The organism is Brevibacillus sp. AG162 (assembly GCF_006715575.1).
GTDB lineage: Bacteria > Bacillota > Bacilli > Brevibacillales > Brevibacillaceae > Brevibacillus > Brevibacillus brevis.
Genome location: NZ_VFNO01000013.1, coordinates 1 through 13,814, shown reverse-complemented (window position 1 = coordinate 13,814; position 13,814 = coordinate 1). Strand labels below are relative to the sequence as shown.

19 protein-coding genes, 1 tRNA gene, 1 rRNA gene and 1 riboswitch are annotated in these 13,814 nt (G+C 45.6%); of the genes, 7 read left to right on the top strand and 14 right to left on the bottom strand.

Translation table 11 applies throughout. The features are described 5' to 3' along the window. Positions 1-26: 26 nt before the first annotated feature. The 11 genes from FB479_RS26890 to queC form a co-directional block, all read right to left on the bottom strand. Positions 27-497, bottom strand: a complete 471-nt coding sequence (locus FB479_RS26890) for a GNAT family N-acetyltransferase (RefSeq protein ID WP_142067415.1) — start codon at positions 495-497, stop codon at positions 27-29. A 25-nt stretch (positions 498-522) separates the two neighbouring features. Beyond that, complete coding sequence (locus FB479_RS26885; RefSeq protein ID WP_106653949.1) at positions 523-702, bottom strand: hypothetical protein; 180 nt, start codon at positions 700-702, stop codon at positions 523-525. Positions 703-862: 160 nt separating this feature from the next. Continuing rightward, positions 863-1,219: a group I truncated hemoglobin gene (locus FB479_RS26880; protein ID WP_106653929.1), complete on the bottom strand. Its 357-nt coding sequence runs from the start codon at positions 1,217-1,219 to the stop codon at positions 863-865. A gap of 141 nt (positions 1,220-1,360) precedes the next feature. Further along, positions 1,361-2,038, bottom strand: coding sequence for a hypothetical protein (locus FB479_RS26875; protein ID WP_106653930.1), 678 nt, complete (start codon positions 2,036-2,038; stop codon positions 1,361-1,363). Between the two features lie 262 nt (positions 2,039-2,300). Further along, the gene (locus FB479_RS26870) at positions 2,301-2,666 is read right to left on the bottom strand and encodes an HsmA family protein (protein WP_142067306.1); all 366 of its coding nucleotides are present in this window, start codon (positions 2,664-2,666) and stop codon (positions 2,301-2,303) included. 182 nt (positions 2,667-2,848) lie between these two features. Continuing rightward, on the bottom strand, positions 2,849-3,289 hold the full coding sequence (locus FB479_RS26865) for a hypothetical protein (protein ID WP_106653932.1): 441 nt from the start codon (positions 3,287-3,289) through the stop codon (positions 2,849-2,851). A 199-nt stretch (positions 3,290-3,488) separates the two neighbouring features. Next, positions 3,489-3,692, bottom strand: a complete 204-nt coding sequence (locus tag FB479_RS26860; RefSeq protein ID WP_056491295.1) for a hypothetical protein — start codon at positions 3,690-3,692, stop codon at positions 3,489-3,491. A 137-nt stretch (positions 3,693-3,829) separates the two neighbouring features. Next, positions 3,830-4,327, bottom strand: coding sequence for a preQ(1) synthase (queF, locus tag FB479_RS26855; protein WP_142067305.1), 498 nt, complete (start codon positions 4,325-4,327; stop codon positions 3,830-3,832). A 42-nt stretch (positions 4,328-4,369) separates the two neighbouring features. Further along, the gene (gene queE, locus FB479_RS26850) at positions 4,370-5,089 is read right to left on the bottom strand and encodes a 7-carboxy-7-deazaguanine synthase QueE (protein ID WP_142067304.1); all 720 of its coding nucleotides are present in this window, start codon (positions 5,087-5,089) and stop codon (positions 4,370-4,372) included. After that, complete coding sequence (gene queD / locus FB479_RS26845; RefSeq protein ID WP_106657790.1) at positions 5,086-5,574, bottom strand: 6-carboxytetrahydropterin synthase QueD; 489 nt, start codon at positions 5,572-5,574, stop codon at positions 5,086-5,088. The genes queE and queD overlap by 4 nt, the downstream gene beginning before the upstream one ends. Further along, the gene (gene queC, locus FB479_RS26840) at positions 5,574-6,242 is read right to left on the bottom strand and encodes a 7-cyano-7-deazaguanine synthase QueC (protein ID WP_017251152.1); all 669 of its coding nucleotides are present in this window, start codon (positions 6,240-6,242) and stop codon (positions 5,574-5,576) included. The genes queD and queC overlap by 1 nt, the downstream gene beginning before the upstream one ends. Before the next feature lie 94 nt (positions 6,243-6,336). Then, positions 6,337-6,380: riboswitch (PreQ1 riboswitch) on the bottom strand. A 173-nt stretch (positions 6,381-6,553) separates the two neighbouring features. Here queC and FB479_RS26835 point away from each other — a divergent pair. Together FB479_RS26835 and FB479_RS26830 are read left to right on the top strand one after the other, a co-directional pair. After that, positions 6,554-7,561, top strand: coding sequence for an asparaginase (locus FB479_RS26835; protein ID WP_185746431.1), 1,008 nt, complete (start codon positions 6,554-6,556; stop codon positions 7,559-7,561). Positions 7,562-7,579: 18 nt separating this feature from the next. After that, a complete protein-coding gene (locus FB479_RS26830; RefSeq protein WP_142067303.1) occupies positions 7,580-8,260 on the top strand; it encodes a copper homeostasis protein CutC in 681 nt (226 codons plus the stop codon). 20 nt (positions 8,261-8,280) lie between these two features. Here FB479_RS26830 and FB479_RS26825 read toward each other — a convergent pair whose 3' ends face one another. Next, on the bottom strand, positions 8,281-9,393 hold the full coding sequence (locus tag FB479_RS26825; RefSeq protein ID WP_106657792.1) for a GerAB/ArcD/ProY family transporter: 1,113 nt from the start codon (positions 9,391-9,393) through the stop codon (positions 8,281-8,283). Positions 9,394-9,559: 166 nt separating this feature from the next. Between FB479_RS26825 and FB479_RS26820 the strand changes: the two genes are divergently transcribed. Next, positions 9,560-10,366: a serine hydrolase gene (locus FB479_RS26820; RefSeq protein WP_142067302.1), complete on the top strand. Its 807-nt coding sequence runs from the start codon at positions 9,560-9,562 to the stop codon at positions 10,364-10,366. 94 nt (positions 10,367-10,460) lie between these two features. On the opposite strand, the gene FB479_RS26815 is transcribed toward FB479_RS26820, so the two are convergent. After that, on the bottom strand, positions 10,461-10,820 hold the full coding sequence (locus FB479_RS26815; RefSeq protein WP_017251146.1) for a winged helix-turn-helix transcriptional regulator: 360 nt from the start codon (positions 10,818-10,820) through the stop codon (positions 10,461-10,463). A 174-nt stretch (positions 10,821-10,994) separates the two neighbouring features. Here FB479_RS26815 and FB479_RS26810 point away from each other — a divergent pair, with 174 nt between their 5' ends. Continuing rightward, a complete protein-coding gene (locus FB479_RS26810; protein WP_106657794.1) occupies positions 10,995-11,837 on the top strand; it encodes an aldo/keto reductase in 843 nt (280 codons plus the stop codon). A 70-nt stretch (positions 11,838-11,907) separates the two neighbouring features. On the opposite strand, the gene FB479_RS26805 is transcribed toward FB479_RS26810, so the two are convergent. Beyond that, positions 11,908-12,204 carry a Fur family transcriptional regulator gene (locus FB479_RS26805; RefSeq protein WP_106657795.1) on the bottom strand — a complete coding sequence of 99 codons (297 nt, stop codon included), beginning with the start codon at positions 12,202-12,204 and terminating at the stop codon, positions 11,908-11,910. A 241-nt stretch (positions 12,205-12,445) separates the two neighbouring features. Between FB479_RS26805 and FB479_RS26800 the strand changes: the two genes are divergently transcribed. The 3 genes from FB479_RS26800 to FB479_RS26790 all read left to right on the top strand — a co-directional run. Further along, a complete protein-coding gene (locus tag FB479_RS26800; protein ID WP_106657796.1) occupies positions 12,446-13,315 on the top strand; it encodes a YitT family protein in 870 nt (289 codons plus the stop codon). A gap of 187 nt (positions 13,316-13,502) precedes the next feature. Next, positions 13,503-13,578, top strand: a tRNA-Thr gene (locus FB479_RS26795). Positions 13,579-13,749: 171 nt separating this feature from the next. Continuing rightward, a 16S ribosomal RNA gene (locus FB479_RS26790) occupies positions 13,750-13,814 on the top strand; the annotation flags it as partial.

Genomic DNA, 13,814 nt, shown 5'->3' with positions numbered 1-13,814 from the left:
AACTGTGATTACGGGTTGCCATAAGATTAGATCTTCTTAACAAAAGTAACCCGGTCATTTCCTTTTCCATCATAATTTGAGGTCACAGCAATTCCATCCACCATTTTATCTCCTTTTTCAACCGCAAAACCTAACTTGGTGTGGAAGGAGATTGAGCCTTTATTAACAGGAGAGGTAATGCATCGAATCGTATCGCATCCTTTTTGTTTTACAGTTTGAAAGAAATGGTGGTATAATTCGCGTCCCCACCCATCTTTTCGCTTGTCCGGATGTACCCCAACGAAGTGAATGTAAGCTTCTCCAGGCAACGTCTGGGACAAGAAGCCGATGAGGAAAGCGATGACTTCTCCATTCTCTTCAACAATAAAGCTCGTTGACTGGAAATGGATAAAAAACAGCTTGGGTAACATATCAGACATTTGTCGCCCACCCCACCAATCGTTGAGGACCGGAATAACTTTGAGGTAATCGTGCTCTTGTACATTTCGGATTTGCATCATGTCTGCCTCCTTATCAACATGCTCACTGTGACAAGTCTTTCTGCTCGGGCAATTTTTCCCAGACTACAATGATTAGTGTTGCTATCGGGCCGAGGAATAAAGAGAGAAAAAACCAGTTAAGACCGCTTCGATTTTTTCCTTGAGCTAGTCCGGCGTTGATGAGGGCCAATGTACCATAACCAACAAAATATTGATCTTCCATTTTCGAAACTTCCTCCATTGTTCAAATATTGCTCCTATCATATACGTAAGGAAGAAAATAGAGTTGCTAAGAATTTTACAAAATGTGTATGAGCAAACTAAAAATGGCCAATCGATAACGAAGGGCCACTGAGAGGAACGTAATCCACCTGGTCGCTCGGTTATTTATACAAAATATCATCCCGTAGTGACGCTACTTTGCTCAGCGCATCGGCAATATCTTCTTCGCTGACACCAAAGTGAGTCAAGGCATCACGCAGATGCCTAACGATAGCATCAAAATGAATGGGTTGCAGATTCATCCCTTCGTGAGCCTTTGCCATAGACTGGCCAGAATATTGATTCGGACCACCGAGGGCATAGCTGATGAACTTTGTTTGGTGTTTACGCTGTTTTTCCATATCGGTGTCTTTGAAAAAGTGGTTCACGGTGTCATCAGCTAAAACTAAATCATAAAAGTAGTCCACTACTTTTGCGACCGTATCTTCCCCACCATATTTCTCGTAAAACGTGCTCATCATTAGCCTCCTTAGGACGTTTGCTTCCCTTATAATTCCACGATTGATGGAAACTTATGAATAAAGAAAAGCCGACAAGCTGATGCCGATTGCATTTCGACGTCAGCCTGCGGACTAGATGCATGTCATGTGCGCTTTGTTTTAGCCAACTTTCCTGATCACTTTCGAATTTCCACCTGAACTGATAATGATCCATCCTTCAGGAACAGGCGAGGCTTGCAGTACCTCAATCTGTGTTCCGTTAGGAGCATCATTAACATTTCTGATCACATTCGATCCTCCATAGGTTCGAACCATGATCCATCCTTTTGGGATAGGCGAAGCGAGCATCACTTCTACCTCCGTGCCGTACGAAGCACCGTTCATATTCTTGAGTACATTCGATCCTCTAAAGGCTCGAACCATGACCCATCCTTCAGGAATAGGCGAGGCGAGCATCACCTCTACCTCCGTACCATAAGAAGCACCGTTCATATTCTTGATTACATTCGATCCTCTAAAGGCTCGAACCATGACCCATCCGGTTGGGATAGGCGAAGCTAGCAGCACCTCTACCTCCGTGCCATAAGAAGCACCGTTCACATTCTTGATCAGGTTCTGCGTTCCTAAAGTTCTAACGATAACCCATCCGGCTGGAATAGGTGAGGTAAGCGACACCCAGATTTCTTCACCATACGTGGCGTTTCTGATTTTTTTATTGGAAGCGTAGGTGGTTGCCTTTTCCTGTGTAGGGAGCGCTGCCCCTTGGACTTGTGTGGCTAGAGAGGGTACTACGACGACTGAACTTAATGACAGGATAATCAGTGCTTTTTTAAACATGAGCATCAACCTTTCTGAAATGGTGAATGTTGTTTAGAAAACGATTATTGAGTCGTAGCTAAAAGTTTTATATTTCTAAAAATAGTAATTTATTACATTTTATACGATTATCGTTCTGATTACTTTAGGAGATATTGTCGAATGGTAGGCAAAGTTGATGATAGGTTGAACAGCCGCGAGAAAAGCAAAAGACCCTCTCATCGGTTGAGAGGGTTGAGGTAAGGGTAGATTGTCCGCGCGCGGTGCGTAATAGAGAGCATTCCTATTTCATAAAGCTTAAAGCGAAGCCAATGGAATAAGGAACAAGCCATAAAAGCCATACGATCAGGCTAAATTTATGGAATTGCCTGATTTGATGTTCCTTCTTTTTCCACAGGACGACACACGCCCACACTGTATGGAAGAACATCAAGATCAGAGCGATCAACCCAGTAATGCCATGCAAATTGAAACTGGAGCTCTCAGCGAGCAATTTCATAAAAGTGGTTCCGACGGTATCGAATACTAAACCGAAACCAAAATAGAAAAGGTGTTTCAGCTTTAGTTCTCCAGAACGTCTTTCGCTCCATACGCCAATCGTATAGGCAAGTAGAGCGAGATTTATAAAAATGACAGCCGCTGTTAACATGTTAGATCATCTCCTGCATCATTTTCTTTTGACTACGTTTGTAAGTGTAATCGTTGAATATGAACGAGAGATGAACACAATCGTTAAGTGGTTAAGTGTCGATAGTAAGTATCCGTCAGCAACTAGTTGCGTAGAGAAAAGAGGCTTTCATATGCGAAAGCCTCCATAAATAATCCAAACATTTAAGGAATTGTCACAGACACGGTTCCCATTGCTCTCCCGATTCCGCTGTTCCTAACCAATATATAGTATTTTCCTGCGGGTAATTCTTTGGTGTTTGTAAATGTAAAGGACCCGTTGCCGTCAAAACGTCCAGTACCAAATGTAGAACTACCATCTGGACCAAAACTCAAGATTCGATAGGTCAAGTTGGGTGTAATGGAAGAAAGCCTACTTTTCTGCGTTACATGAACAGTAATGTTTCCAGGGGATTCAATCTCGAACAATTTAGAGTCAACAGAGCTTCTACTTCCTAATTTAGTGTAACTCAAAACTTCTGTGGTCTTTGAAACAGGAGCAACCGCTTCTGTAGACTGTGGTTGGGCACTGCTAGCTATTGCGCTGGTCGGAATAACAAGCATGGCAGATAACGCGAGAAGTGTGGTTTGGATAAATTTTTTCAATGTTACCACCTCCAATTTATTGATATCCAATAATACATTACCTTCATATCCATATTTTAGCAATATTTTCAGGTGAGAAATATTACCAAAAAGCGCCCTTTTTTAAAGGAGCACTTAGGCAGCTCATCAAAGTTGAAAAACAGCAGCAACCAAGGAATAGGAACTGATGCCCCTTTCGAGGAGCACCAGCCCTGCAGAGTTAGTTTTCTAGGTGTGACAGATCATCTGCATCAAACAAGTGTTTCAAGATGGCGTGGCTCACCTCGGTAACAGGCTCGAAAACAAAAGCAACCAGGTGTTCGTGCGGCTCCAGATAATAATTCCTGTAGCCCAGCTGAATCAACTCCCGATTGAGTCGCGCTGCATCTTCGAAACTTGCGTAAAAATACAGATGCTTGGTCATAGTATCACCTCCTTCCGCAGTAAACCGTAGCAGAAGGAATAGAATCACACCAACGATCACGACCTTGATTTCTAATTGGAAAAGGAAAAAACCCTTATTTACAATAAGGGTTTTTTCTTTCTCATCACCTGATCACTCTACCGATTATCCACTTTCTCCGGATACATATCATGATTCATCATCCGATGGCTCGCCATTTCCTCGTACTTCGTTTCCGGTTTCCCGTAGTTGCAATACGGATCGATCGAGATGCCGCCGCGAGGAGTGAACTTGCCCCATACCTCGATGTAGCGCGGGTCCATCAGTTTGATCAAGTCGTTCATGATGACGTTCACGCAATCCTCGTGGAAATCGCCGTGATTGCGGAAGCTGAACAAGTACAGCTTGAGCGACTTGCTCTCTACCATTTTGATGTCAGGAATGTAGCTGATATAGATCGTCGCAAAGTCTGGCTGGCCTGTAATCGGGCACAGGCTGGTGAATTCCGGGCAGTTGAATTTTACGAAATAATCGCGGTACGGATGCTTGTTGTCAAAAGACTCCAATACGCTAGGGTCATAGGAGTAGTTGTACGTTGTCCCTTGATTCCCCAAAAGTGTGAGGGAGGATAAATCGCGTTCATGTTGATGTGCCATATGAGTACAGTCCTCTTTTCTTCCATGAGAGTGAAATATCGTTTAAACGCCTCGTTTATTGCCCCAGACAAGTGCATGCAGTTGGGGAAGTACCTTCGCGTCATTCATGTCAGGCGTCGCCATCGCCTGATCGATCAGCCATTCAAAGCTCTCCAAAAGCTTATCCCGAAGCCGAGGCGTATCAGCGTCCGTCAGATCACTGTTTCCTGGCTGCAAATAGAAAGGCACCTCTGGAAAACGCTGATGAATCGTGCGTGCATAGGCAAAGTCGGCGTCGTCAAAAACAACGACTTTCAGGCTGAGTCCTGGATGGTTTTGTTCCAACAGCTCGTACACAATTCGATCAAGCGCTTGAAAATCTGTTTCCATCCCGGAACTAGGCGGCTTCGGCGAAATCGTAATGTCGTCAATCTGTGGAAGCCACGCTTGCCACTTGCTGCCTTGTGTTTCGACTGCTGTGCGAATGCCATGCTCCTTCAACAGGGCGATTAACTCGCCGATGCCAGCCAAAAGCGCAGGATTTCCCCCGGAGATCGTGACATGGGAAAAACGGTCCCCGCCTAAGTGAGTGAGCTCCTCCCAGATTGCCTCGGGTGACATTTGCCGGATTTCATCACGGGCAGATCCATCCCACGTAAAAGCGGAGTCACACCAGCTGCAACGATAGTCACAGCCAGCTGTTCGCACAAACATCGTTTTTTGCCCGATAACCATTCCTTCACCTTGAATTGTAGGGCCGAATATTTCCAAGACCGGGATCATTCCACCATCCACTCCCGTCTCGCCTCTGCATAGCTGGTCGGTGTCTCGAACAGGCGAACGAACTCCACCCGAGCGCCGTTGTAGCGGTCGCGGTAGGCATCTGACTGCAATTGTTTTTCCATCTCTTCGAAAATCCACACGACCATGTTTTCGGCAGTGGTATTCATCGGAGGGAGCATCTCATTCAGATAGCGGTGATCCAAATAAATTTCGATATGCTCTTTCCAGATTTGCTTGATGTCGCCAAAATCGATCACGAGTCCAATCTCGTCCGGAAAGCCGCTGATGCCGAAGACGACCGTGTACGTATGGCCGTGGAGGTTTTTGCACTTTCCTTCATAAGCGTGCAGATGATGTGCAGCGTCAAAAGTAAATTCCTTGCTTACCAAAACGCGTTTGTTATGGTAGCGAAGCTGTGATTTTTGAATATGGGTACCCAGTGCCTGCATGCGATCAACGATACGAAAATCAAAGTTCGCGCTCATCAGGCTTGTTCTCCAGGTTGATTTTTCTCGGAAAGATACGTGTCCAGTCCGGCTTTTCGCAGGTGGCAGGCAGGGCATTCGCCGCAGCCGTCTCCCTTGATGCCGTTATAGCAGGTGAGGGTATTTTCGCGAATATAGGTGAAGGCACCCAGATCGTCCGCCAGCTTCCACGTTTGTGCTTTGTTCAGCCACATGAGCGGCGTGTGAATCACAAACGGATAGTCCATCGACAAATTCAATGTCACATTGAGTGATTTGATAAAGGCGTCACGGCAATCGGGATAACCGCTAAAATCCGTTTCGCATACACCGGTTACCAAGTGACGTGCTCCTCGTTGCTTGGCGAAAACGCCCGCAAAGGAAAGGAACAACAAGTTGCGTCCGTCGACGAACGTGGATGGCAATTGGCCTTCTTCCTGGGTAATGTCAATATCTGTGCGGGTGAGTGCATTGGGCGCGAGCTGGTTTAACAGGCTCATGTCCAATACGGAGTTTTTGACGCCGAGCTCTGCGGCTATTTGCTGGGCGCACTCGATCTCCAGCTTGTGTCGCTGCCCGTAATCAAATGTGAGGGTTTCTACTTCGCCGAATTGCTCTTTGGCCCAAAACAGGCAGGTAGTGCTGTCCTGACCTCCGCTAAAGACAACAACGGCTTTTTCCTTTTTCATTGCTCTCCATCTCCTCTTAATTGAATTAGAAGAAAGAGAGTTCTTGAACTTTCCATCAAAAAAACAATAACAATACCAAAGAAAGGTACTGTTATCCAGCTTAGTTTTTTATAGAGGGAGTTCGCGAACCTCTCCCGTGCAGATGCACGGATTTCTTATTTGTGGAACCCAAATGGGCGCCTTGAGACATTATACAACAATCGACGCCAAAGTGGAGGGATTATCGCTTGGAAAAAGATTGACGGATGGAGGGTGCTACTGCTAGTGTTTTTTTCATAATCGATCAACATGGAGTGGAGCGGGTGATTTTGATGAGAGATGTCCCTTTAGTGGAAGAATATCGCGGAGGCATTCTGGAGAACGTACATAACGGCATCGTGTGCGGCGTGAATGAAAAAGGAGAGGTGGCTTATCGGGCAGGCGATGAGAACCATATCACCTTATTGCGCTCCGCAGCTAAGCCCTTTCAAGCCATTCCTATCGCCAAACGTAAAATTGATGAAAAATTCGGACTGAACAGCAGCGAAGCAGCACTCTTTGCGGCCTCCCATCGTGGTGAAGCCTATCATATGGAAGGCTTGGAGTCGATTTTACGAAAGACCGGCATTCAGGAAGACGAATTGCTCACCTGCCCGACTTATCCGCTAAACGAGGAGCCGAAGTTTGCTTGCTTGTCCCAAGGCATAGAAAAGCGCAGGCTTTTTCACAACTGTGCAGGAAAGCATTTGGGGTATTTGGCACTGTCGAAGGATCAAGGAGATTCCACTCATGATTACTACAAGGCAGAGCATCCAGCCCAACAGGAGGCCTTGGCGGTGTTTGCCAACCTGGCTGACTATCCAAAAGAACAGGTTCAGCTAAGCGTCGATGGTTGTGGCTTCCCAGTTTTTGCGTTGCCGCTCAAAAACCTGGCGATCGCATATCTAAAGCTCGCTTGCCCGGATCTGATCGAGGATCACGAGACACGTGAGGCAGTAGAGAGAGTGACAGGCTGGATGACGAGCAGTCCCGAAATCATTGCCAGTCACAACTTCATCTGTACAGCGCTTTTAATGGATGAAAATATAATCGCCAAAGGCGGAGCGATGGGCGTATACGGCTTTGCTTTGAAAAAAGAGAGACTCAGCTTTTCGCTAAAGGTACTGAATGGCTCTGAATTAGTATGGCCGCTTATTATCGCGTCGATCTTGGAGCAGATTCAGTATGAAAACCAAGAAACCATCGACCGACTGCATGCGTTGGCACCAAAAGCCATTAAAAACGACAATCAGTTGGTGGTCGGGGAGAAACGGCCAGTTTTTGTCTTGAACAAATGCTAAAAACGGAGGCGAAGTATCATGCTAGTAGAAGTGATTGCGACTTCAGTAGAGGATGCAAAACGTGCGGAGCAGGGCGGAGCTGACAGGCTGGAGCTCATTTCGGGTATTTTGGAGGGAGGCATTACTCCGAGCTGGGGATTGATTGACGCAGTGGTCAAGGCGGTTTCCATCCCGGTAAACGTCATGGTGCGACCCCATAGCCAATCATTTTGCTATACGGCTGAGGAACTTGCGGTCATGCGGCAGGATGTACGTATCATCCGTGAACTTGGGGCAGCAGGTGTCGTATTTGGCATGCTGACTCCAGAAAATAGGCTCGATCAACGGGGATTGGAGCTGTTGCTTGGCGTGTCAGGTGCATTGAATGTGACATTCCATCGTGCTTTTGATGATGCTGTGGATCAAATGGAAGCAACGCGTATTCTTCTGGAATATCCCCAGGTCCGTACCATTCTTACTTCTGGGGGCAAAAAAACAGCAATCGAGGGAGCGGATTGTATTGAGCAGCTCGTCAAGCTGACAGAGAACACACCTCTCACAATTTTGGCAGGGAGTGGATTGTCACTGGCTAATGTGGAAGAGCTCGTAAAACGTACGGGTGTCAAAGAGGTTCATTTTGGATCGGCAGTACGAGAAGAAGGACAGGCTCTCCGATACGTCGATGCGAAGCGAGTAGCAGCCATCAAACAACTACTGTAAGCATAAAGCAAGCCGACACCTTACTTCTGAAGGGAAGCCGGCTTGTTGTTCATTTGCTTCCGTATCCAGTAACCAACGACGAGAATCAACGGATACAGGAACCCTTTTGTTAAATCAAAGAAAGGCCAGTACGTATACGTTTCATATAAAAAAGCTCCGTTTGGAACGATGATAATCGCGATGGCAACGAATAAGATGCATATGGGCAAGGTGAGCGACTGGTGCTCCTTTAAATGGAGAAGCTGCTTTATACCCACGCAAAATCCGTACATATACAGTACCACTTTGAAATAAATGGAGACAAACCACATGAGAGCCATCATCGCTTCCTGCCTTTGAAAGAACTCCCCTACTTGGACTCGTTTGGCGAGGGAATAGCTCGGAAAGTTTTCTCGGGAAACCAAATCCGGGCCGAGCACCAAAAGCGACAAGAAGATGATGGCAAGCAGACAAACTCCACCGTATATCGCTCCTCGCAAAAAAGCAGACGTGAGCTTTTGTTTTGCATCTAGGAGTGGAGTAATCATAAGGAAAATAACCAGCTCCGAGAAGGGAAAAGCGGTCACAGAAAATACTCCTCTTATGACGGGCTTAATGCCATTTTCCAAGAAGGGGAAAAGGTTCTCGAATTGAAACTGAGGGCTTAACAAAAGAAAAAACGAAACGAACGTAAAGACAAACCAAAGGAAAAAAATTTCGCTGGTCCGGGCAAAAGTTTCAAGGCCTAATCGAACAGCGTATATTGCGCAGGCAACGAGTAAAAACATGACAGCATCAATGGGTGTTTGTTTCATAATATGGGTGGTCATGAATTCTCCGATCGTCCGTATATAGACAGCGCCGTTGATTAACACAGCCCCCAAAAAGAAGAGAGAAAAGAACGTGCCGAGCCAACGTCCAAATATGAGCTTGTTCTTTTCAATCAGTGTTTGTTCGGGGTAGATGCGACCGACTACACAATACAAGTATACGATGGCCAGCCCCAGTACGATGCCGATCAATCCTGATAGCCATCCATCGTGACGCGCTTCAGTCGCAGGTACGGAAGGTAAGATCAGGATGGAATCTCCTATGGTGATGAATGTTACGAGGATGACAAATTGGCGAATGCCAATCTTATCGGAGTTCTGCACGATGCCTCACCTTGTCCGTAGGTTTATCTTACGTATTATTTCCAAGTTCAGGATGGATAAACGAACTGTGAGTAGGTACCGTCTCTTGTCTGATTTGTTTTCGGAATAGTATGATAAAGGGAGAGCGGCAAGAAACTACGAGCAACGGGAGAAGGGAAGAAAAGCTGTGGAGCTGGAAAAAAGGTTGTCAGCCATTATCGGTCAAGCGGAGGGGACTTGGGGTGTCGTTGTGGAGGAACAGGGCTCAGCTAAAGGAACCCGTTTTGAACATGTACCGGACGAGCTGTTTATTGCAGAGAGTGTGATCAAAGTGCCGATCATGGCAGCCGTTTTCGCGGCAAGTGAGCAGGGGCATTTTCGATTGGATGATCAGCTTGTTCTACGCCAAGAGGATCTGGTGGGGGGATCGGGGATTTTGTACGCGCTATCTCCAGGCTTGAAGCTTGCGATTCGCGACTTGGTGACCCTCATGATTATTCAGAGCGACAATACGGCGACAAATATGCTGATTGATTTGGTAGGAAAAGCGCAGATCGAACAGACCATGATTGATTTGGGAATGCGCCAAAGCTATTATTCACGAAAGCTGATGATTTATCCAATCGATATCACAGAAAACAATAAGATAACCGCTGGGGATATTGCGAGTATGCTAGGTCAAATAGCAACGGGCAGTTATCTGTCTCAGCGCGCCTGTAAAGAGATGATCGCCATTATGAAAAAGCAGCAAGTTCGTAATGGTTTGCCGTCCCAATTGCCAAATCAGGAAGAATTCAATTTTCCTGCATGGGAACTGCCGTGTAAATCGGGCTGGGATACGGGCAGACAGCATGATGTAGGCTTGCTGTATACGAACAATCGCTGCTTTTCCATTACGGCCTTATCCAAAGATGTAACCGCTCAATCCGCTCTGAACACACTAGGATTACTGGGAAGAGCTGTGTATGACTACGCCATTTTGGCTGTCGATTAGATCGGCAGCTTTTTTATTTGTTGAGGGACAGAGCTTGTTTGGAAGCTTCGTCGATCTGCCGCAAACCCAAGTCACTCCACCTACTCCTGTTCTTTTATTGATTCAAGATACTTTCTTCCAATACAGCATACTTGTCGCCGTATTCCTTAATGATATGCTTTTCGCCCCATAGGCAGAGCGAATCGAGAATACTTTTCAAGGTCCAGCCGTACTCGCTGAGCTCATACTCCACTTTTGGCGGAACTTGATTGTAAATAATCCGGTTGATGATGCCATCGTCTTCAAGTTCTCTCAGTTGCTGCGTCAGCATCTTCTGCGTAATGCCCGGCATCAGTCTTTTCAACTCACTTGTACGTTTTTTTCCGTGAGTCAGGTGACACAAAATAACGCATTTCCATTTACCGCCGATGACCTCGAGAGTGGCTTCCACTGATATGTTATACTTCTTCTTCATTGTTGATTTCCTCCTGAATGACAGGTACTTTTTAGTGCCTATCATACAAAAAAGTGCGTACTTTTCCTTTTCGTTAGTCTATCTCATAATAACACTTGTCAAACGACATGAAGCACATTAGGTGACTGGAAACAGTCATACTAACATAGAGAACCAGGATGGAGGAGACAAGTTATGCCAAAACATTTGCAAGATACGACTACGCTGTACAACGGAGTGAAAATGCCTTGGTTGGGTCTGGGTGTTTTTAAAGTAGAGGAAGGTGAGGAGCTCGAGCTAGCTGTGAAGACAGCCATCAAGCACGGCTACCGCAGTATCGACACAGCCGCCATTTATAACAACGAAGAAGGTGTTGGCCGTGGAATCCGTGCAGGTTTGAAGGAAGCGGGCATCACTCGAGAAGATCTTTTTGTTACCTCGAAAGTATGGAATGCGGATTTGGGATATGAGTCCACGTTGGCTGCATATGAGACGAGCCTGAAAAAACTCGGGCTGGAATACTTGGACTTGTACCTTATTCACTGGCCGGTAGAAGGAAAGTTCAAAGACGCATGGAGAGCATTGGAGACGCTGTACAAAAAAGGGATGGTAAAAGCCATCGGGGTAAGCAATTTCCACATTCATCATTTAGAGGAACTGCTTAAAGACGCTGAGATTAAGCCGATGGTCAACCAAGTGGAATTCCATCCGCGCCTGTCCCAAGATGAACTGCGTGCCTACTGCAAGGAGCAAGGGATTCAATTTGAAGCATGGTCTCCGCTTATGCAAGGACAGCTATTGGACAATCCAGTACTGAAAGGAATTGCAGAAAAATACGGGAAGTCCATTGCCCAAATCATTATACGCTGGGATTTGCAAAATGGCGTCGTGACCATTCCGAAGTCGACCAAAGAGCATCGAATCGTCGAGAATGCATCCGTATTTGATTTCGAACTGTCGAAAGAAGACATGGAAATGATTCATGCGTTGAACCAAAATCACCGTGTTGGTCCAGACCCGGATAACTTTGATTTTTAATAGCTGACGGCATACAAAAAAACTCCTGATGATTTCAGGAGTTTTTTGCGTTGAGGAAAAGGAATAGGAATCAAATGACCTCTGGCAACTGAATGTCGTCCATTGTTACCATACATTCAAATTGATTGGGGGAGTCGTGATGAACATGCTCCTTGAGAATACCCATTTTTACGAAAAAGCGCAGGCTGGTGTAAACGGTTGAGAGCGTGATGTTTGGCATCTCGTTTTTCAATGTATGGTAAACGTCTTTGGCTGTATAGTATTGCCGAGTGGTTAGCATAAGAAGGAGTACGGCTCTTCTTTGAATGGTTAATCTTTTTCCTAGATGCTTGACTTGTTGTGTGACACTGACAATATGCTGATCCATTACAGGTCACTCCGTTCTTAGATTATAATAATTACTATATTATAATTATCCTTTTTATTTTGTGTGCAGTCAACTTTTTCTTTTCATATCTTATCCGGCTCATGGCTTTAGCGTGCATGTTTCTGGGGGATGCGTAAATCTTACATAAGAGGGATGAGCAAATAGGGGTTTTCTTTTCCACCAAAACATGGTAGTGTATGTGCGGATTTTGCTTACGTGATAATGTCAGGAGTGGAACCATGTGGCACGAAAAAGACGAACCGCAATCCAGATGAACAGTCCGCAGCGAAAAGTACTCGAATACAGCATGCTGGTTCTGGGATCGCTAGTATTGGCAACGAGTTTCAATCTGTTTCTGAATCCAAACCAAATTGCTTCTGGGGGAGTTTCTGGGCTGTCTACGATTTTGCATAACTTGTTTGGTTTTTCTCCAGCAGTGGTGCAATGGGCATTGAATATTCCTTTGTTTCTATTAGGATTTAAACTTCTCGATCGGCAATACAGTATGAAGGCGGCGGTTGGTTCGATTGTTCTCCCTTTGTGCGTCATGCTGACCAGTCACCTGCAGCCGTTAACTACGAATCTCCTGCTGGCGAGTATTTATGGAGGAATCGGGGTTGGGCTTGGGATTGGAATCGTGTTTCGGGGGAGAGGATCGACGGGCGGTTTTTCGATTGCATCGCAGATCCTCCACAAATATTCAGGAATTAGCTTAGGGGCATGTGTAGCTGTTTTTGATGGACTAGTGATCTTATTTGCGGGGATTGTATTCGATCCGGAAAAAGCATTGTATGCACTTATCGCGTTGTTTGTGACCAGCAAGACGATTGATATTGTTCAGATGGGCTGGAATACATCCAAAGTCGCTTATATCATTTCGAATGAAACAGATACGCTGAGAGAAACCATCTTGTATGATTTGGACCGTGGTGTCACTTTGCTTGATGGTGCTGGTGGATATACTGGAGACGCGCGTAAGGTGCTCATGGCAGTTGTCAGCCAAAGTGAAGTGAGCAAGCTAAAAATCATGGTGCGTTCGGTGGATCCCGATGCCTTCATTATTTTGTGCCCTGCTCAGGAAGTGTTGGGAGAGGGCTTTCGAGCGGGATAATATGAGCGGGATAATATATAGAAGAAAAGAGCGGTGGGGAGTTGTTCCACTGCTCTTTTTTCGTCCGATTTTTATTTTGAATGAAATTATTTTAGATTTTCTATTGCATTTAAAATTTATACGTGCTATATTAAATCTCGTGAGCGGGACACACACGAAACGCACACAACGAAAAAACAAATCAAATGCCGGTGTAGCTCAATTGGTAGAGCACCTGACTTGTAATCAGGGGGTTGTGGGTTCAAGTCCTATCGCCGGCACCATTACATACTTCGAACAGATGATGGCAGAAATTGTCGGTTGATAGAGTGGTTCGGGTATGTTAAATTAGAAATCTGCGCTACGGCGCGGTTATGCTCTTTGAAAACTGAACAGCGAAAGCGTTAATGAGTCTATCATTAAAAGATTTGCCAGCTTTGAACCAGTAACAAACTTTATTGGAGAGTTTGATCCTGGCTCAGGACGAACGCTGGCGGCGTGCCTAATACATGCAAGTCGA

What these genes read in the sequence shown, in the direction of transcription:
- FB479_RS26810 (WP_106657794.1), top strand. Translation starts at nt 10,995, where the DNA reads ATGCCAAAACATTTGCAAGATACGACTACGCTGTACAACGGAGTGAAA.
- FB479_RS26835 (WP_185746431.1), top strand. Translation starts at nt 6,554, where the DNA reads ATGAGAGATGTCCCTTTAGTGGAAGAATATCGCGGAGGCATTCTGGAG.
- FB479_RS26880 (WP_106653929.1), bottom strand. Translation starts at nt 1,219, where the DNA reads ATGAGCACGTTTTACGAGAAATATGGTGGGGAAGATACGGTCGCAAAA.
- FB479_RS26805 (WP_106657795.1), bottom strand. Translation starts at nt 12,204, where the DNA reads ATGGATCAGCATATTGTCAGTGTCACACAACAAGTCAAGCATCTAGGA.
- FB479_RS26890 (WP_142067415.1), bottom strand. Translation starts at nt 497, where the DNA reads ATGCAAATCCGAAATGTACAAGAGCACGATTACCTCAAAGTTATTCCG.
- queD (WP_106657790.1), bottom strand. Translation starts at nt 5,574, where the DNA reads ATGAGCGCGAACTTTGATTTTCGTATCGTTGATCGCATGCAGGCACTG.
- queE (WP_142067304.1), bottom strand. Translation starts at nt 5,089, where the DNA reads ATGATCCCGGTCTTGGAAATATTCGGCCCTACAATTCAAGGTGAAGGA.
- FB479_RS26875 (WP_106653930.1), bottom strand. Translation starts at nt 2,038, where the DNA reads ATGTTTAAAAAAGCACTGATTATCCTGTCATTAAGTTCAGTCGTCGTA.
- FB479_RS26860 (WP_056491295.1), bottom strand. Translation starts at nt 3,692, where the DNA reads ATGACCAAGCATCTGTATTTTTACGCAAGTTTCGAAGATGCAGCGCGA.
- FB479_RS26830 (WP_142067303.1), top strand. Translation starts at nt 7,580, where the DNA reads ATGCTAGTAGAAGTGATTGCGACTTCAGTAGAGGATGCAAAACGTGCG.
- queC (WP_017251152.1), bottom strand. Translation starts at nt 6,242, where the DNA reads ATGAAAAAGGAAAAAGCCGTTGTTGTCTTTAGCGGAGGTCAGGACAGC.
- FB479_RS26815 (WP_017251146.1), bottom strand. Translation starts at nt 10,820, where the DNA reads ATGAAGAAGAAGTATAACATATCAGTGGAAGCCACTCTCGAGGTCATC.
- queF (WP_142067305.1), bottom strand. Translation starts at nt 4,327, where the DNA reads ATGGCACATCAACATGAACGCGATTTATCCTCCCTCACACTTTTGGGG.
- FB479_RS26885 (WP_106653949.1), bottom strand. Translation starts at nt 702, where the DNA reads ATGGAAGATCAATATTTTGTTGGTTATGGTACATTGGCCCTCATCAAC.
- FB479_RS26870 (WP_142067306.1), bottom strand. Translation starts at nt 2,666, where the DNA reads ATGTTAACAGCGGCTGTCATTTTTATAAATCTCGCTCTACTTGCCTAT.